Raw genomic sequence first — 15473 nt, 5'->3', positions numbered from 1 at the left:
AACGACGTGGCGGAGCGTTCGTGGCGTATGCGGAAGTGCTCCCCCTCGTAAGGAGGAGCAGCTGCGGGACAGGAAGGAGGGGGGCGGAATCGTCAGCCCACGAACAGATGTCCGCAGATCAGGGCAGGCACTTCGCGCTCCCCCTCTGCGAATTCAGGGTCTCGGTGACCCATACGCCGCCTTTGCTTTCGCGCAATGTGCCCGCGTAGATGACGTAGCTGTCCTTCGTCACCGGCGTGACGTCGGTCTTACCCGTCCTCAGGAACTTGTTGAACGAAGCAACGCCATCCAGCGTGATGCGGTGACACCAGGGCGCAGCTGATCAGCTGAGGGCGCCGCCGGTCAAACCAGCGGCGCCCTGTGTGTCAGCGGTTGATGGACTGGATTTCCTGGACGACCACGTCCTGGGTGGCGCCGAAGGTGCCATCGGGCATTTCGCCACCGGCTCCGCCGGTGCCGGTCCAGGTGATCTCCCAGGTGATGGTGGCCTGGAGCGGGAAGGTGTCGTCGCCGGACGAGCGAAGGTACTTCACTCCGCAGGGCGGGGTGCGGTTCGCCTTACCCTTGGCGTACGGCTCGCCGATACGGTCGTTGTTGATCTCGCAGACGCCGGACGCGGGGTAGGTGACCGCGTCGGCCGTACCGGGCTCGATCTGGAGGGATACGGGCTCCGCGGTGGCCGTCGCCTCCAGGTTCAGCACCGGGACGGACGCCGTGACCGACACCGGCTTGAACTCCGCGGCATCCAACCAGGCCCACGTCGGGAGGTTGACCTTCGTGGCGTTCTCGGGGGCGAGTGTGACCTCGGTGCCGGGGACTCGGATCTCGGCGTAGGCGAGTTCGGCGAGGATTTCGGGGGTTACGGCGTTCTCGATGTTGGCGGGAGGGGCGTCGCCAGTGTCAACCCAGAAGTACTCGTCCTCGTAGCAGGCATCCCAACCCGCGGGAAAGTCCTTGTCGTTGACGTAGGCGCCCCACCAGTAGCCCTTGCCAGACTTGTCCTTGTTGAAGCCCTTCTCCTCGTCATTGGCGTTGTACTTCTCGCGCTGTTCGGCATCCCAGGTGTGGCCCGTCGAGCCGGCCTCCCAGATCGGCTCCAGGTACTTCTGGAGCCCCTCGGGGGTGTACTTCGGAGCATGCCAACAGGGCGGCGGCGTCCAGGCCGTGGTCGAGGTCAGGGCGCCGGTTGATTCGCCGCTGCCGTTCTTGGAGCGGTCGAACACGACACCGCCGACGGTTACGGAGACCGTGTCTCCGTTGGTGTCAGCGCTCTGTTCCGTGTCGCCGTTGTTGTCGTAGCCCCCTCGGGCGAAGGCTGTCTGGGCAGCGAAGAGTGACGCGCATACGAGCGTCAGGGCCGTTGCGGTCCTCGCCGAGTTCCTTACGGTTGGCACGCCTTGTCTCCCCCGTTCGACGCGATGTTGGTGGTCTGCCAGACTCCCTGGTCGTTCTTGGTCAGGCTGGTGTTGTACCGCACGTAGGAGTCCGCGGTGGCAGGCGACCTGTCGACCTTCCCGGTCTTCCGGTCCTTGATGAAGGACTTGCTCTCGTCGGAGCAGTAGGTGACATATGCCTTGTCAGCTCCGGACAGGGTCACCTTGTAGCCGAAGTAGCGGGTCACGCCGGTCCACGTGTCGCCACCGTCGATGTACTGCTGCGCGAAAGTGATCGACGACTCCAGGGCCTTGCCCGCGTTGTAGAAGCCGAGCGCCTTCGTGTCCGTGTTCCCCTCGAAGATCGCTTCGTCGACGGAGTTCACGCTCGAGGCGCTATCGGCGAGCACCGCGTCCTTCGCCGCGTCGCCCGTCTTCTGGTCCTCGAAAACGTTCTTCGCGTCGGACGGGAAGGTGATCTTCGGGCGGTCACCGGAGTCGGACGCGGCGGCCGTGGGCGACGGGGACTTCTTGCCCCCCGTGTCGGCTCCCGCGATCTTGTCGTTGTCCTTGTCCTTGGAGCTGTCGTCGCTCCCGCACGCGGACAGCGTCAGGGCCGCTGCGGCGGTCAGCGTGAGCGCTGCGAGGAGGGTGGGGCGGCGGTTCACGGTCGACTCCCAGTGAGACGAGACTTCTCTTGAGCGAAGCAACGCTATCCAGCGTGATGCGGTGACACCAGGGCGATGCTCGTCAACTGACGGGATGTATGAGTCCAAAACAACCAATGAGACGTCGATTCGGCCCGTAACGGTTCCGTAACACGGCACCCTGGTGCAACGTACACATCACGAGCAGGTCATTCCACTTATGAACATGCAAAGGAGAGTGCCCGTCAGCGGTGATGCGTAGCGCCATCCGGATCGGGGAGATTCCTGGGCATGAGGCAGCAATGGCGTGACGGCGTGGGGAAGTTGGTCGTACAGGGGGCGGCAGGGGACGTCGGCCTGCCTCTGGAGATCGCCTCGTCCTATCGCGCTCGGACTCGGGGGCTGCTTGGGCGGGACGCCGTGGATGGGGTTCTCCTGCTCTCCCCCGCCAGCAGCATCCACACGGTCGGCATGCGGATCCCCATCGATGTCGCCTATCTCGACTGGCGGTTGAACGTCATCGCTGTCCGGACCATGAAGCCGGGGCGCCTCGGACTACCCAGGCTGCGCGCTCGCCACGTGCTGGAGACCGAGGCCGGGGCGATGGTGGGGTGGGGGCTGCGGGTCGGGGTGCGAGTGAAGGTCGAGGTCGGGGTAGATGGCGACATGGAATGAGCTGCCATCGGGATACCGCGGTGGCGATTCGCTGACGCTGGACACCTACGTTCTCGATCGGGAGTCACGGCCGAGACCTACTGCGACGTTACTTCAGCGACGTGCAGTTCCGGCCGATCGTGTCGCTGCTCGGCTGTTTCAGGGCCGCCCTCACGCCCCTTGGTAGAACCCGACGTATGGGACGCCCCCTTGCACACGGCTACCCGGCCGGTCATGCGCTGCGCAATGCCGGTGATCCGGGGTCAAATCTTCTGCTGCTGCGACACGGTCGAGTGGCAGCCACCGCCGCCCCTGACCGTGATCGATGACGCGCCTTATGGACGGCGGCATGTACTGCGCGTTCTTGCCGGCCAAGCCCGACGTCACCAGGAAGGGATTACCGCCTCTGCGACGATGCCCGCGGCGGCCGGACTGGCGGCTTGGCTGCCGAGCGAGGCCGCGTCATGCGCGAGCGGAAACGTCACCATGCCCGGTAGCCAGCAGATGCTGGCCGACCTCCTGGAGGTCGCCAGGGTGACCGTCAACCGCGCGCTCTCCCGGCTCCGCCAGGATGGCCTGATCGAGGTTAATCGCCACACGATTACTGTCCTTGCCCCGGAACTCCTTGAACTGCGAAACCGCGGCGGGTCTACCGGGCGCGCACCTTGAGGCTCGCGATGAGTGTGGTGAAGGCATCGGCGGGGAGGGAGAGGGCGGCGCGGGTTCGGTCCTTGGAGTCGCGTATGGCGACCCGTGCGCCGAAGTTCGCTATCTCTACGCACGCATCGCCCTGGCCGCCTCCGGAGAACGATGACTTCGTCCAGGTGTCGGGGGTGAGCACGTCCTCACAGCTCCTTCGTCAGCCGGTGGATGAAATCACGCGAACGGCCTGGTTCGAGCGACATCGCCTCTACCCTACGGAAGAGCGTTCGATAGCGGGTGAGTTGCGCCGCGGCATCGACGAAGACCGGCCCGCTGGGGCTGTCGCGGACCATGGTGTCCAGCTGGGGAACCGGGCCGGCCGCATAGACCATGGCGCTCCCGGCCCCGCCGAATCCGTCCAACTCGAAGGGGATGACCCGGACGGTGACGTGACCGGCTCCGGAGAGTTCGAGGATGCGGACGAGTTGTGCCCGTGCCTCGGCTCGGTCGCCGACTCTGATGCGCAGGGCGGCCTCGTGGATCAACGTCTCGTACGGGACCGGGTCGGGTCGCTCGATGATGGTCCTGCGCTTCATCCGGTGTTCCACCCAGCGCTCCACGTCGCTCGCCGGGAACTCCGGGTTGACGAAGGCGAAGAGTGCCCGGGCATAGCCCTCGGTCTGTAGGAGGCCAGGGATGTGCAGGAAGTCGACGTCCCATCGGTATCGGGCGTGGTGTTCAAGCTCGGGCAGGTCGAGGAACGGCGTCGGCAGGTCATCCTGGTATTTCTCCCACCAGCCGCTCACTCGCTCCGTGGCCATCGCGACCAAGGCGTCGATCAACTCCACGTCCGAGCAGGAATAGTGAGCGGCGAGGCGTCGTACGCGCGTCTCGCTCACACCGGCGACACCGGACTCGATCTGGCTCATCTGGACGGAGTCGGCGCCCAGCAGCGCTGCGGCTTCCCGCGCCTTCAGGCCTGCGGCCTCACGTAGTTTGCGCAGTTCAGCGCCCAATCGGACCTGGCGTGCGGTGGGGTTGCGCCGACGCGTCATGACTTCCTCCTTGCCTCCAACGACCGGGAGGCAGCGACTCGTTCGGGCGCAAGATTACGACAACGGCTTGCTTGGGCCTAAATTTAGGACCTACTGTCAGTGACGTAGCGATCACGCTGCGGCATGCCGGGCGCCCCCGGTAGTGCACCACTCCGTCCTGTCGTGACGGCTGCGGCGATGCCACCGCCCGCCCAAACATGCCCCGCCCTCAAGAGGAGTTCACCCATGCCAGCAAACGAACCCGAAGCCTGGGAGTACACCCTCTACATCCCCCACGACCCCCGCGCCGTACCTGTCTGTCGCCGCACCCTCCGCCTGATCCTGACCATCCACGGCCTGATCCGTCTGGTCGACACCGCCGAGCTGGTCGGGGCGGAGCTGGTCTCCAACTCTGTACGCCATACGGCAGGACCCGCGGCCCTGCGTGTCCGTTGGTCGGCCGGGGTGCTGCGGATCGGGGCATGGGACGCCGACCCCGCGCCTCCCGATCCGCCAGAGAAGTGGGAGCGGCTGGGTGGGGCGGAGGAGGAGGGGAGAGGCCTGGCTCTCGTGCGGGCCTGTGCCGATGTGTGGGGGTGGCAGCCGCTGTCCCGTGATGGCCGTCGCGGCAAGTACGTGTGGTGTGACCTTGCCGCTGCGTGACTCGTTGATCAGATCGGATGGAAAGAAGAAGGCCTATGGTCAGCTCACCACATGAAGGTCTGCATCAGATCTGTCAGAAGGATCCGGCAGGTTTCACGCGGACGCTCCAGCGTGTGCTTCACATCCCAATCCCCGAACCGCGCGACTTCGCGGTGCTGAACGCGGATCTCACGGAGATCGGACCGATCGAACGGCGCGTGGACACGCTGTTACGGGCGGAGACGGATGACGGATCGTACTTGTTGGTCATCGAGTCTCAAGGGAAGCAGGACGACGACAAGCGGAGCAGCTGGGCCTACTACCTCAGTTACCTGTACGCGAAGTATCGCTGGGAGCCGGTTCTGATCGTCCTGACGCAGAGCGTCTCCACGGCCAGATGGGCGGCTCGGCCGATCCGTCTGGGGCTACCGGGCTGGCATTCGCTTACCGTGCGACCGCTGGTCCTAAGTCCGGAGAATGTGCCGCTCATCGAGGATGAGACAGAAGCTCAGCGGGACGTGTTCCTCGCGGCGTTCTCGGCGATGACGCATGGTCGGGGCCCTCGTGCCACTGCCATACTGAAGCCGCTGGCCGCAGCCCTGGCGACTACCGACACCGAAAACGCGGGCATGCTCGCGCAGTTCGTCGAATCCTGCCTGGTCGATGTCGAGGCCAAGCAGACGTGGAAGGAGCTGATGATGGCAGTGCACTACTTCTTCCGGCACGAGGTCGCCGAGAAGGTCCGGGAAGAAGGCCGCGAAGAGGGCCGAGCCCAAGCCAAGGCCGAGATGGTCTTGCAGATCCTGGACTGGCGGGGGGTCACGGTGCCCGACTCCGTGCGGGGACGGGTACAGGACTGTGCCGACCTGGAGCAACTGGACCTCTGGGCACAGCGTGCAGTGCACGCTACGGCTGCGGAGGATCTCTTCGCCGCCGCTTCCGAGCCGCCCAGTCATCGAGCAGTTTGTCTGGAGTGACCGTTGGGGCCGCCCGCGGAAAGCGGGGCCCAAGGTGGGAGCCACTCAGGTGGGTTGTGGAATGAGCCGGGGTCGGGGGCGCGTCAGCTCCTCGCCTGCACGCCTGAGCCGCTTTTCACTGCGTTCTCAAGTGGCGCTGCTACTCATACCGGGTCGCTGCCGGCAGTAGATGAGGCAAGCGATTCTTGGAGGTCTCGGACGAGCAGCAAGTCGTAACGGCCCAGGGTGGCCAGGTTCTCGAAGATGTGGCGGGCCGTCGCCTCCTGGCGCTCCAGGTTCGTGTCGAAATCCCTGATCGTGACCAGGGAGTCGTAACGCTCGAACGGCATGCCACGGTCGCCCTCGTACTCGTGGGTGAACTCGACCTCGACCGCGGCGTATCCAAGATTTCCCGCATAGTCGACGAACTCGTCGTCAGTTGGCCTCAGTTCGACAGCGCATGCCGTGGAGATATCCTGAACGAGCCGTTCCCGCGGAAATCCGGGCCTGGCGAAGATGTAGTGGTACTCACTCATGCGGAACCCCCATGTGCAATCCCCTCAGGGCCATACAATATTGTAGCCGTCGCCAATTATTCGGATCGAGTTCATTCGTCCGGGAGGGTTGTTGCGCAGGAACTTCCCCAGCCCCTCACGAGCGCCATCCTCACTGAGCCCGCTCCCTACGCATAGTGGAGGAGCGCGGCAGCCGTGTCGCCGTCTCTTCTCTCCGCGGTCAGGAGTACGTCGGGCAGTCCGCGCTTGGCCCGGTGCAGGGCGAACAGGTCTGCGGTCATCGCGAGGAGCAGCGCGGTGAGGGGGGCGGCCCACAGGATGGCGTCCAGGTCGGACAGCCACTGGTCCGCTTTCGTACGGGTGTGTGTGGCCGCGTAGTTGTTCAGCGTGTGGTGGGCCGCCGCCGCGCCGAACGGGACCAGCGCCAGGACCTTCCATACCCCGCGCGCCCGCCACAGCAACCCGACGCCCAGACCCGCGACGGTCGTCCACACCAGGTGCGTGAAGGTCGGGATCGACACGTCGCCCGTGCGCCCTAGGTCCAGGGGGGGGCGACCGGCGCGGGTAGCCAGGAGGTGAAAACCTGGGAAGCGCTGGGGACGTACGGTGCGGACAGGCTGTCGGGCACGATCCAGCCGCCGTGGCGGGCAATGGCCCGGTCGGCGTCAAGGGCGTATCGCAGCAGCGCTTCCAGGAGCCCGAAGCCGGCACCGAGCGCGGCCCCCAGCACCGTAAAGTCGGTGAGGCCCCATTGTCGGCGGACCCGCGCCCACAGTCCGACGAGCAGCAGTGGTGCCACCTTCACCGATTCCTCCACCCACGGAGCCACGGTGTAGGACGTGGTGTTCACGACCTGGGTCAGGGACTGGTCCGCGGTTTCGGCGATCAGCCTCGTGTACGTGAGTTCAAGGAGGGCCGCGGCCGTTCCGCACGCGTGTACGCCGACGAGGACGGCCAGCAGCACCGTTGTCGGGCCTACGGACCTCGTGGGCAAGGAGAACAGGGACAATTGTGCGACGCCGTACAGGGCCGCCGCCACCATCAGTACGGTCACGTGGCTCCCTGTGACAGGGTCGCGTACGGGTCAGTCCTCAGAGCGCGGAAAGCTGACCTCCACCCTTCGGTTCTTCTTGCGGCTTGCCTCTGTGGTGTTGGAGGCGATGGGGTATTGCTCGCCGTAGCCGCGGACCTCGTAGGTGATGTTCGGGTCGTTCAGTTCGGATTTCAGGATGTCTTCTACGGCCGTGGCTCGCTGTTTGGACAAGACGTCGCCGTGGGCCGATGAACCCAGGTTGTCCGTGAAGCCGAAGACCCGGATCTTTGTTGCCTTCTGGGTTTCGATCTCCTTCGCGATCGCTGCGATTCGGGCCTTTGCCTCGCCGTTCAGCTTTGCGCTGTCCTTCGGGAACAGGACCTCCGCCTGGAGCGCGAACTTCACGTCCGCGTTGGTGTCCTCGCGGCGTTCGTCGCCGCTCTCCTCTTCGACGACTTGCTTGATGTCCAGCACCTTGGCTTCGGCGAGCGTGGCGCCCTCGGGGAGCTTCAGGTCCGGGTCGTTGGGGTCGACTTCTACGGGGGCGGTGGCGGTGGCTTCTGTGCCTGGGGGGACGCTGGGGTTGTCGTCGGCGTGGGCCGTGGTCGCGGCGCCGTAGAGCGTGGTGACGAGCATGACGGTGGTTGCCGCCATGGCTGTGGTGAGGCGCTGGGGGGATGTCATGGTTCGGCTCACCCAGCGATCTGGATGGGGGCTGCCGCGAAGGATGGAAGCTGGAAGGTCACTTCTGTCGTCTCCGCGGGCGGGGCGGGGAACTGCATGAACACAGGGATGGATTCACCAGGTTTGATTCGCGGCATCTCCGTGGTCGCCAAGGGGCGTCCGTCCGTGTCACGCAGCACGTAATACCGCTTCTTGGAACCAGAGTCCACAAGTGTGGCTCCGCCGAGTGACGAGCCATGCCGCATGATCTCGGTTTCATCACCGCGTGTCTGAATGGGGATGCGGGCCGCCTCAGCTCCATCGTTCTTGATCTCACCGCTCACTGTTACGAATCCGCCCGCGTCCCTGGTAACGGCGTCGATAGTGAGAATCAGCCCGCTTTCGCCCCTGAGCTCGGCCAGTGGCTCATCCGTGCCTTCCTGCGTACTCGGATCAGAGCCGCTGTTCTTCGAAGCGGACGCAGACGACTCGGGCTTCTCGTCACTGCCTCCCCCGCCTCCGCAGCCGGCCACGCCGAGGGCCAGTCCAGCCACAACGGTCAGCGCGACCATCCTCCTGCGGGCCTTCGTAGTGAACCGAATGCTCATGCCTCTGCTTCCTTCATTACTCGACATCCGCTTGTCAGTCGGCCAGATGGACTTCGAAGAGATCCTCGGGGTCCGGCAGGTCGGTGAGGTCCTCCGGGTCCAGGTCCCAGTCTTCGTCCTCGCAGGTGAGCTGCGGCAGTTCGTCGTCCCCCGCGTCCTCACCGGGGAGTTCGAACTCGCATCGGGCCTCGATCACGGCTTTGGCGGACGCCTTCGCGAACTTGCCCTCCGTGCCCGGAACGATCGAGTCTCCAACCGGCTTGTCCATCTGGACCTCGACGGTGTACTCCAAGGGACCGGTCTGATCGCACGCCTCTACGTGGGCATCGTTCTGTGCCGCGAGTTGGTCAGCCCGCCAGCACGAGGGTTCAAGTCCGGGCACGAAACCGTCGAAGATGTCCTGCCACTGGGTGGGGTCGAGTACGACTTCGATCCACTTGCCCGCGAGTTGGTCTCGGGTGTCCTGCGCCGCCGCAAGCGCCGCCGCATCGGCAGCTGTCTGGGCGCCGTTGCGGTTCGCTGCGGCCTGGCCGACTGCAAGGTACGCGAACGCAAGAAAGAGCAGGCCTCCCACCACCGTGATGTAGATGGGGAATGCCTGCCCGGTGTCGCCGTACCGAGGGCGTCGTGTCACCCGACGACTTCGTCGATCTTGTCCACGATCGCCGTGTAGATCGTGTTGCCGATGTCCGTCCCCGTAATAGCCAAAACAATCGCAACCACCACCGCAATGATCCCCAGGTACTCCACCGCGGTCTGACCCTTGTCGTTCAGGTTGGGGCGGTTGTTCATGGTGGGTCCCTTCGGTTGCGGGTGTGGTGGCCGCACCGTAGGGCGGGGTGGGGTGGGAGGGGGAGGGTCCGGGGGCCCAACGGTGGGCCCAAAGGTGGGGCATGTCAGGTCACCCCCAGCCATGTGGCGGTGGCCTGGGCCCGGGTGGTGCTGTGGAGTTTGGCGAAGATGCGGTTGATGTGGTTCTTGACCGTCTTCTCGCTGATGAAGCACGTGGCGGCGATCTGGTGGTTGGTCATGCCGGATGCGATGAGGTCCATGATCTCCGCCTCCCTCGTGCTCAGTTGAAACTTCGCCCTCCCGGAGGACTGTCCCACACTTGGTTGCATTTGCGAAAGGGGGGTGGCTTTGTTTGGGGTTGGAGCGGGAGGTTCCGTATGCGGATGCGAATCTGCCGTTCTGCGCAGTTGCGTCAGCAGCGCCTCCGCCGCCGTTGCCGTGAAGTGGGGTCTGCCCTTGTTCAGGCCCCGCACCGCCTCCACCAGCTCCGCCGCCGTGAACTCGCCGTGGACCAAGTAGCCGTTGGCCCCTCTGCGCAGGGCCTCCTCCACCGTCTCCGATTCCCTGCTGTACGTCAGCATCATCACGGGGGCCAGGTCCACCAGGTACGGGAGGGCCGCTATGCCGTCCACTCCTGGCATCTGGACGTCCAGGAGGACCACGTCGGGGCGGTGATGGCGGGCCGCCTCGTACGCTTCTCGGCCGTCCGCCGCCTCCGCCACGACCGTGATGTCCTCGCGGCCGGAAAGGAGCGCTGTCAGGCCCGCTCGTACTACCGGGTTGTCGTCAGCGACCACTACGCGCAGGGGATTGTTCTCGGATTCGGGCGTGGGGAAATCCGGATGTGTCATGCCGTCATGTCCTTCGCGCCGCCAGAGGGAGTTCCAGGAGGACTTCCGTGCCATTCGGGTGCTCGCCGCGGCCCATGCGGATGCGGGCGCCCACCGACGCGGCTCGTTCGACCATGCCGATCAGGCCGAAGTGGCCCGCGCCGCGGAGCTGTTCGAGGGTGGTGTCCGGGGGGAGGCCCGTGCCGTCGTCGTACACGCTGATGCGGAGTACGTCGCCGTGAATGCCCGCGCGGACGTTCACCGCCGTCGGGGTCGCGTGGCGGTGGGCGTTCTCCATGGCCTCCGCGGCGATGGAGAGGAGGTGGCGGGTCACCGCCGCGGTCAGGGGTGGGGGTGTGTTCTCGGGGCTTGTGGGGTGGTAGGTCGCCGGGACTCCCGTGCGGGTTGCGAAGGCTCGTGTCCGTGACGCCAGTTCTTCGAAGACGTCCCTTGTAGGGACAGAGTCGCTTCTCAAGTCCGTCAGCAGGGCTCGGGATTCTGTTGCCGCCCTGCGGGTGGCCCTTGCCACCAACTCCGCCTGTTCCTTGATCAGGGTGGGGTTCAGGCTCGTACTCGTCGTGGATGCCGATGCCGCCAGGGCGTCCGCCGCCATGGCCACTCCGTGCAGGGTCTTCGCCACCGAGTCATGCATCTCCCTTGCCAGGCGGGCCCGTTCCGCGGCTACCGCCTCTGCCGCCGCCAGGCGGGCCCTGGTGGTGGTCAGGGCCTCGGTCGCCTCGCCGAAGCGGAGCATCAGGTTGCGGAGTGCCGAGCCTGCCGCGCCTGTGATCACGCAGAAGCCGGGGAGCAGGAGCTTCTCCGCGAGGGTGGAATGCGCCTCCGCTGTGGTGGCGTAGACGAGGAGGAGGATCAGGGACTGGAGGCTGGCGAAGACCGCGGCGGCTCGGTAGCCATAGGCGATGCCTGCCAGGAGGGGGGTGCAGACGCTGACGTAGGCGAGGGGGGTGTCCGGGCCCGCCGAGATCAGCAGCAGGGCGCCGAAGAGGGTGTCCGCCGCCAGGAGGGTGGGGTGTCGGAGGAGGAGGGGGCCGAAGCGTTCCCAGTCCCTGAAGAGGACGTAGCTGGCCATGAAGGTGGCTACCGTCGCCGCGCCCACCAGGCGTGTGCCCAGGCCGGGGGCGGCGTTCAGGAGGGCGGCGGGGGCGGAGAGGGCGAGCATGGCCAGGCGGAAGGCGAAGACCATGCGGGTGGTTGCCTGCAGAGCGTTTATCTGGAGGGTGATCGTCGGGTCCTTGGACGGGCGGCTGCCCAGCGGCGCCGCCGGCAACGCCTCCCCCAGGCCCCGCGGCTCCTCCAAACCCCGCGGCTCCTCCAAACCCCTCGGCTCGTCCAGACCCCGCGGCTCGTTCAGACCCCTCGGTGGCGTCAAGGTCACCCTCAACCCCCGCACGGGCATTCCGATTCCCATCCCTACTCCCCCGTGATGGAGCCGAAGTCCGTGCCCGAGCCCAGCAGCAGGCCCGCGCCCAGCAGGATCATCGTCGCCGGGACCATGAAGGTCGTGATCATCATCGTGGCCTTGGGGACCGCTCGTGCCGCCTTGCGGCGGGCGTTCTGGGCGTCTGTCCGGCGCATGTCCTTCGCCAGGGCGACGAGGGTGTCGACGATCGGTGCGCCCAGTTCCTCGCCCTGCTGGAGCGCCGTCACGAACATCGCGACCTGTTCGGAGTCGTTGCGGCGGCGGAGTTCCGCGAACGCCTGGCGGCGGCTCATGCCGAGGTCCATCTGGCGGAGCGTGATGCGGAGTTCGTCCGCCCACGGGCCCTCGTAGCGCGAGGCCACTCGGTCCAGCGCCTGGCGGAAGCCCAACCCCGCGCTCACCACCACCGCCAGCACGTCCAGGAAGTCGGGGAGGGTCCGCTCGATCACGTCCTTGCGGATGCGGATCGCCGACCAGATGCCGACCTCCGTCCAGAACGCCCCGAAGGCCAGCAGGAGCAGAGTCACCAGGTACTGGCCCCGCATGAGGAAGACCAGGCCGCCCACCGCGCCCAGGAAGCCGTACACCGCCCGGCGGGCCGCGTAGCGGTCGATCGTCAGGCCGCCGGGGTTGCCCGCCAGGTCGATCCTGCGGCGGTACTTCGCCACCTGCTTCGGGCCCATCAGGCGCAGCACCGCCGGTGCGTACCGCATGCCCATGCGGTCGATCACCGAGTCCACCGCGCCGGTGCGGGTGGCGCCGACCTCCAGCGCCAGTTGCAGGTCACCGGGGAGTTTCGCGTCCGCCCGGTACATGCGGATGCCCGCGAAGAAGCCCCATACGCTCAGGCCCATCACCAGGGCGAGAATCCATGCCATCGTCCCCGCCCTCCTATACGTCGATCCGGGACAGCCGCCGGATCATCACGAATCCGACCGCGTACAACACGAACGCCACGATCACCGCGAACTGGCCCGCCGGTGAGCCCGTCATCCGGTCCAGGGCGCCGTCCTTCACCCCGTTCATCAGGAAGAGCGAGCCAATGCCCAGCGCCGGGACCGCGTACGACGTCATGCTCACCTGGGAGAGCTGGGTGCGGATCTCCCGGCGGGTCTCCTTGCGCTCCTCCAGGGTCTCCGTCAGGTTGCGCAGGGCGCTCACCACCTGGCCGCCCGCGCGGTTCGACAGGACCAAGGTGGTGACGAGGACCACCAGTTCGCGGGACGGGAGGCGGTCCGCCAGTTCGCCCAGTGCGTCGTCCATCGACGCGCCCAGCGCCAACTGGTTGGCCACCTTCGCCAGTTCCTCGCCCGCCGGGGCCTCCAGCTCCTCCGCCGCCATGCCGATCGCGGTGCGTAGGGCCAGGCCGGCCTGGGTCGCGTTGGCCAGGATGCGGGCCAGCTCGGGGAGTTGGTTGATGAAGCGCTCGATGCGCTTCTGGCGTTGCCAGTTCAGGAACTGGACGGCTGCCCAGACGCCCAGCATGCCCGCTATCGGGCCGAAGAAGGGCGCCAGCGTCGCCTGGCCCACCAGCCACAGGCCCGCCACGGCGGTGAGCATGTAGACGAAGAACTCGCCCGGCGTCACGTCCAGGCCCGTCGCCAGCAGGCGCAGTTCCAGCTTCCGGCCCAGTCTCGTACGGCGCAGGCGGCGGTCCAGGTCGCCGAAGCGGCGCCTGCGGCCGACGGGGGCTATCTGGCCGGTGGCCGCCAAGCGGTCCACCAGAGCCTGGCGCTGGGCCCGGCCGGCGGCGTAGGCGTGGAGGCCGGCCACGGCGAGACCGCAGGTCAGGAGGGTGATGCCGGTGGTCAGCGTGATCAGCGTCTCGAACTCCATCGGTTCCCGCCCTCTACCGCGCCGCTCGGATGGCCAGCTGCTCCATGGATCCCGCCACCCCGAACGCCTGCGGTACCGGCTGGTTGGCCATGTAGAGACGGTCCGCGGTGCGGCGTGGGAGCGGGAAGTACTCGAAGTTGCCGTAGACCCTGCCGTCCGCGGCCATCGGGCGGGCGTGGAAGCGGGCGGCCGTGGCCAGCCGGTACGGCTCCGCGCCATGGCTGTCGAGGATCGCGATCTCGGTGATGCGGCGGGCGCCGTCGGCGAAGCGGGTGAGCTGGATGATCACGTCGACCGCACTGTTGATCTGGTCGTGCAGCGCCTCGAAGGGGACCTCGACGTCGGACATGGAGGCCAGCGTCTTGAGCCGCATCAGCGCGTCCTCCGTGCTGTTGGCGTGCACGGTGGCCAGGGAGCCGTCGTGGCCCGTCGACATCGCCTGGAGCATGTCCAGGGACTCGCCGCCGCGGACCTCGCCGACGACGATACGGTCGGGGCGCATCCGCAGGGAGTTGCGGACCAGGTCGCGGATGGTGACCCGGCCCTGGCCCTCCACGTTCGGCGGGCGGGACTCCAGGCGGATCACATGGTTCTGCTGGAGCTGGAGTTCGGCCGAGTCCTCGATGGTGATGATGCGCTCGACCTCGGGGATCAGACCGGAGAGGGCGTTGAGGAGTGTGGTCTTTCCGGTGCCCGTCGCGCCCGAGACGATGATGTTGAACTTCGCCTGCACCAGGCCCGCCAGCAGATACACCATGGGCTCGTCGAGCGAGCCGAGGCCGATCATCTCGTGCAGGGTGAAGGAGCGCGGGAAGCGGCGGATGGTGAGGGTCGCGCCGGTCAGGGACAGAGGGGGGATGATGACGTTCACGCGCTCGCCCGAGGGCAGGCGGGCGTCGACCATCGGGTTCGACTCGTCGACCCTGCGGTTCACCGTCGAGACGATCCGTTCGATCGTCTGCATCAGCTGGTCGTGGGAGGGGAAGCGGAGCGGCAACTGCTCCACGCGGCCCGCTCGTTCCACGAAGATCGCGTCGGGGCCGTTCACCATGATCTCGGTGATCGACGCGTCTTCCAGCAGGGGTTCCAGGATGCCCAGGCCGAGGGCCTCGTCGACGACCCGGCGGATCAGCTGGGAGCGCTCCACCGTGGAGAGCACCGGGCCCTCGCGGCTGATGATGTGGCCGAGGACGCGTTCCAGCCGCGCCCGGCGTTCGGCCGCGGCCAGCGAGCTCATCTCCGCGAGGTCGATCTCCTCCAGGAGCTTGGCCCGGTAGGAGGCGACCAGGTGGCCGTCCTCGCCCCTGCTTCCGTTCTCCTCGGGGGAGTTGATGCGTGCCCGCAGGCTCATGGCTTCCGGTGCTCCTCAGTGGTCGAGCGGCATGGTGGCGGACTTGGTGGCGTCGCCGAAGTCCCAGCCGGGGACCACGGACGGGATGTCCACGGTGGCGGTGACCCGGACCTCGTCGCCGAGCCCGGCGCTGGTGCAGCCGGTCCCGTCGGCCAGCCAGCCGCTCACGGCGGCCTGGCAGTCCGCCGCGTACGGCCCGTCCAGCGAGGCGCTGCGCGCCCCGGCGCGGGCGGCGGTGCCCGCCTGCTGGGCGGTGTAGGCGATGAGGCCGATCTGGATGGCGGCCATGGCGACCAGGATCAGGATCGGGATGAAGCCGAGGTATTCGATGGCCACTTGACCCCGGTCACGGGAACATTCACGGGCACCTTCACCATCACGACCCCGGTCACCGGAACATTCACGGGCACCCTCACACTCACGACCCCGGTCACGGCGGACACGTTCGTACGCCAT

The 15473-nt window shown here is 66.8% G+C and carries 21 protein-coding genes; 4 read left to right on the top strand and 17 right to left on the bottom strand.

Going from position 1 to position 15473, the window contains the following annotated elements; translation table 11 throughout:
• Positions 1 to 365: 365 nt before the first annotated feature.
• Together STRCI_RS26015 and STRCI_RS26010 are read right to left on the bottom strand one after the other, a co-directional pair.
• The gene (locus STRCI_RS26015; protein ID WP_269661382.1) at positions 366 to 1394 is read right to left on the bottom strand and encodes a hypothetical protein; all 1029 of its coding nucleotides are present in this window, start codon (positions 1392 to 1394) and stop codon (positions 366 to 368) included.
• Entirely contained in the window at positions 1382 to 2041 is a 660-nt protein-coding gene (locus tag STRCI_RS26010; protein ID WP_269661381.1) for a hypothetical protein, read from the bottom strand. The genes STRCI_RS26015 and STRCI_RS26010 overlap by 13 nt, the downstream gene beginning before the upstream one ends.
• Before the next feature lie 270 nt (positions 2042 to 2311).
• Here STRCI_RS26010 and STRCI_RS26005 point away from each other — a divergent pair, with 270 nt between their 5' ends.
• Both STRCI_RS26005 and STRCI_RS26000 read left to right on the top strand, forming a co-directional pair.
• Entirely contained in the window at positions 2312 to 2695 is a 384-nt protein-coding gene (locus STRCI_RS26005; protein WP_269661380.1) for a DUF192 domain-containing protein, read from the top strand.
• Positions 2696 to 2908: 213 nt separating this feature from the next.
• Positions 2909 to 3343, top strand: a complete 435-nt coding sequence (locus tag STRCI_RS26000) for a Crp/Fnr family transcriptional regulator (protein ID WP_269661379.1) — start codon at positions 2909 to 2911, stop codon at positions 3341 to 3343.
• Here the strand turns inward: STRCI_RS26000 and STRCI_RS25995 are convergent.
• Complete coding sequence (locus tag STRCI_RS25995; RefSeq protein WP_269661378.1) at positions 3324 to 3515, bottom strand: DUF397 domain-containing protein; 192 nt, start codon at positions 3513 to 3515, stop codon at positions 3324 to 3326. The two genes, STRCI_RS26000 and STRCI_RS25995, sit on opposite strands and share 20 nt — an antisense overlap.
• 4 nt (positions 3516 to 3519) lie before the next feature.
• Complete coding sequence (locus STRCI_RS25990) at positions 3520 to 4371, bottom strand: helix-turn-helix domain-containing protein (protein ID WP_269661377.1); 852 nt, start codon at positions 4369 to 4371, stop codon at positions 3520 to 3522.
• A 225-nt stretch (positions 4372 to 4596) separates the two neighbouring features.
• On the opposite strand from STRCI_RS25990, the gene STRCI_RS25985 reads away from it, so the two are divergent.
• Entirely contained in the window at positions 4597 to 5013 is a 417-nt protein-coding gene (locus tag STRCI_RS25985; RefSeq protein WP_269661376.1) for an ATP-binding protein, read from the top strand.
• Between the two features lie 35 nt (positions 5014 to 5048).
• On the top strand, positions 5049 to 5969 hold the full coding sequence (locus tag STRCI_RS25980) for an RpnC/YadD family protein (protein ID WP_269661375.1): 921 nt from the start codon (positions 5049 to 5051) through the stop codon (positions 5967 to 5969).
• A gap of 143 nt (positions 5970 to 6112) precedes the next feature.
• Here the strand turns inward: STRCI_RS25980 and STRCI_RS25975 are convergent, their stop codons facing one another.
• From STRCI_RS25975 to STRCI_RS25915, 13 genes are all read right to left on the bottom strand, one after another.
• Positions 6113 to 6484, bottom strand: a complete 372-nt coding sequence (locus STRCI_RS25975; RefSeq protein WP_269661374.1) for a hypothetical protein — start codon at positions 6482 to 6484, stop codon at positions 6113 to 6115.
• A 146-nt stretch (positions 6485 to 6630) separates the two neighbouring features.
• Positions 6631 to 6984 (bottom strand): hypothetical protein, encoded by a 354-nt coding sequence (locus STRCI_RS25970; RefSeq protein ID WP_269661373.1) that lies wholly within the window; start codon positions 6982 to 6984, stop codon positions 6631 to 6633.
• A 14-nt stretch (positions 6985 to 6998) separates the two neighbouring features.
• The gene (locus tag STRCI_RS25965; RefSeq protein ID WP_269661372.1) at positions 6999 to 7517 is read right to left on the bottom strand and encodes a PrsW family glutamic-type intramembrane protease; all 519 of its coding nucleotides are present in this window, start codon (positions 7515 to 7517) and stop codon (positions 6999 to 7001) included.
• A gap of 30 nt (positions 7518 to 7547) precedes the next feature.
• On the bottom strand, positions 7548 to 8180 hold the full coding sequence (locus STRCI_RS25960; protein WP_269661371.1) for an OmpA family protein: 633 nt from the start codon (positions 8178 to 8180) through the stop codon (positions 7548 to 7550).
• An 8-nt stretch (positions 8181 to 8188) separates the two neighbouring features.
• Positions 8189 to 8767: a hypothetical protein gene (locus STRCI_RS25955; RefSeq protein WP_269661370.1), complete on the bottom strand. Its 579-nt coding sequence runs from the start codon at positions 8765 to 8767 to the stop codon at positions 8189 to 8191.
• 34 nt (positions 8768 to 8801) lie between these two features.
• A complete protein-coding gene (locus STRCI_RS25950) occupies positions 8802 to 9401 on the bottom strand; it encodes a pilus assembly protein TadG-related protein (RefSeq protein WP_269661369.1) in 600 nt (199 codons plus the stop codon).
• Positions 9398 to 9559: a Flp family type IVb pilin gene (locus tag STRCI_RS25945; protein ID WP_269661368.1), complete on the bottom strand. Its 162-nt coding sequence runs from the start codon at positions 9557 to 9559 to the stop codon at positions 9398 to 9400. Before STRCI_RS25945 ends, STRCI_RS25950 begins: the two co-directional genes overlap by 4 nt.
• Before the next feature lie 104 nt (positions 9560 to 9663).
• Entirely contained in the window at positions 9664 to 10410 is a 747-nt protein-coding gene (locus STRCI_RS25940; RefSeq protein WP_269661367.1) for a response regulator, read from the bottom strand.
• A gap of 4 nt (positions 10411 to 10414) precedes the next feature.
• Complete coding sequence (locus STRCI_RS25935) at positions 10415 to 11818, bottom strand: sensor histidine kinase (protein WP_418953374.1); 1404 nt, start codon at positions 11816 to 11818, stop codon at positions 10415 to 10417.
• Positions 11819 to 11820: 2 nt separating this feature from the next.
• Complete coding sequence (locus tag STRCI_RS25930) at positions 11821 to 12708, bottom strand: DUF5936 domain-containing protein (protein WP_269661366.1); 888 nt, start codon at positions 12706 to 12708, stop codon at positions 11821 to 11823.
• Between the two features lie 13 nt (positions 12709 to 12721).
• Positions 12722 to 13666: a type II secretion system F family protein gene (locus STRCI_RS25925; protein WP_269661365.1), complete on the bottom strand. Its 945-nt coding sequence runs from the start codon at positions 13664 to 13666 to the stop codon at positions 12722 to 12724.
• 13 nt (positions 13667 to 13679) lie between these two features.
• On the bottom strand, positions 13680 to 15017 hold the full coding sequence (locus STRCI_RS25920; protein WP_015658145.1) for a TadA family conjugal transfer-associated ATPase: 1338 nt from the start codon (positions 15015 to 15017) through the stop codon (positions 13680 to 13682).
• Positions 15018 to 15032: 15 nt separating this feature from the next.
• Positions 15033 to 15473 carry a TadE/TadG family type IV pilus assembly protein gene (locus STRCI_RS25915; protein WP_269661364.1) on the bottom strand — a complete coding sequence of 147 codons (441 nt, stop codon included), beginning with the start codon at positions 15471 to 15473 and terminating at the stop codon, positions 15033 to 15035.

This window comes from Streptomyces cinnabarinus (assembly GCF_027270315.1).
Taxonomy (GTDB): domain Bacteria; phylum Actinomycetota; class Actinomycetes; order Streptomycetales; family Streptomycetaceae; genus Streptomyces; species Streptomyces cinnabarinus.
Note: the sequence above shows the minus strand (reverse complement) of the source record. Positions and strands in the feature narration are given on the sequence as shown.

What these genes read in the sequence shown, in the direction of transcription:
- STRCI_RS26005 (WP_269661380.1), top strand. Translation starts at nt 2,312, where the DNA reads ATGAGGCAGCAATGGCGTGACGGCGTGGGGAAGTTGGTCGTACAGGGG.
- STRCI_RS26000 (WP_269661379.1), top strand. Translation starts at nt 2,909, where the DNA reads ATGCGCTGCGCAATGCCGGTGATCCGGGGTCAAATCTTCTGCTGCTGC.
- STRCI_RS25990 (WP_269661377.1), bottom strand. Translation starts at nt 4,371, where the DNA reads ATGACGCGTCGGCGCAACCCCACCGCACGCCAGGTCCGATTGGGCGCT.
- STRCI_RS25985 (WP_269661376.1), top strand. Translation starts at nt 4,597, where the DNA reads ATGCCAGCAAACGAACCCGAAGCCTGGGAGTACACCCTCTACATCCCC.
- STRCI_RS25980 (WP_269661375.1), top strand. Translation starts at nt 5,049, where the DNA reads ATGGTCAGCTCACCACATGAAGGTCTGCATCAGATCTGTCAGAAGGAT.
- STRCI_RS25975 (WP_269661374.1), bottom strand. Translation starts at nt 6,484, where the DNA reads ATGAGTGAGTACCACTACATCTTCGCCAGGCCCGGATTTCCGCGGGAA.
- STRCI_RS25960 (WP_269661371.1), bottom strand. Translation starts at nt 8,180, where the DNA reads ATGACATCCCCCCAGCGCCTCACCACAGCCATGGCGGCAACCACCGTC.
- STRCI_RS25955 (WP_269661370.1), bottom strand. Translation starts at nt 8,767, where the DNA reads ATGAGCATTCGGTTCACTACGAAGGCCCGCAGGAGGATGGTCGCGCTG.
- STRCI_RS25945 (WP_269661368.1), bottom strand. Translation starts at nt 9,559, where the DNA reads ATGAACAACCGCCCCAACCTGAACGACAAGGGTCAGACCGCGGTGGAG.
- STRCI_RS25940 (WP_269661367.1), bottom strand. Translation starts at nt 10,410, where the DNA reads ATGACACATCCGGATTTCCCCACGCCCGAATCCGAGAACAATCCCCTG.
- STRCI_RS25935 (WP_418953374.1), bottom strand. Translation starts at nt 11,818, where the DNA reads ATGGGAATCGGAATGCCCGTGCGGGGGTTGAGGGTGACCTTGACGCCA.
- STRCI_RS25930 (WP_269661366.1), bottom strand. Translation starts at nt 12,708, where the DNA reads ATGGCATGGATTCTCGCCCTGGTGATGGGCCTGAGCGTATGGGGCTTC.
- STRCI_RS25925 (WP_269661365.1), bottom strand. Translation starts at nt 13,666, where the DNA reads ATGGAGTTCGAGACGCTGATCACGCTGACCACCGGCATCACCCTCCTG.
- STRCI_RS25920 (WP_015658145.1), bottom strand. Translation starts at nt 15,017, where the DNA reads ATGAGCCTGCGGGCACGCATCAACTCCCCCGAGGAGAACGGAAGCAGG.
- STRCI_RS25915 (WP_269661364.1), bottom strand. Translation starts at nt 15,473, where the DNA reads ATGGCGTACGAACGTGTCCGCCGTGACCGGGGTCGTGAGTGTGAGGGT.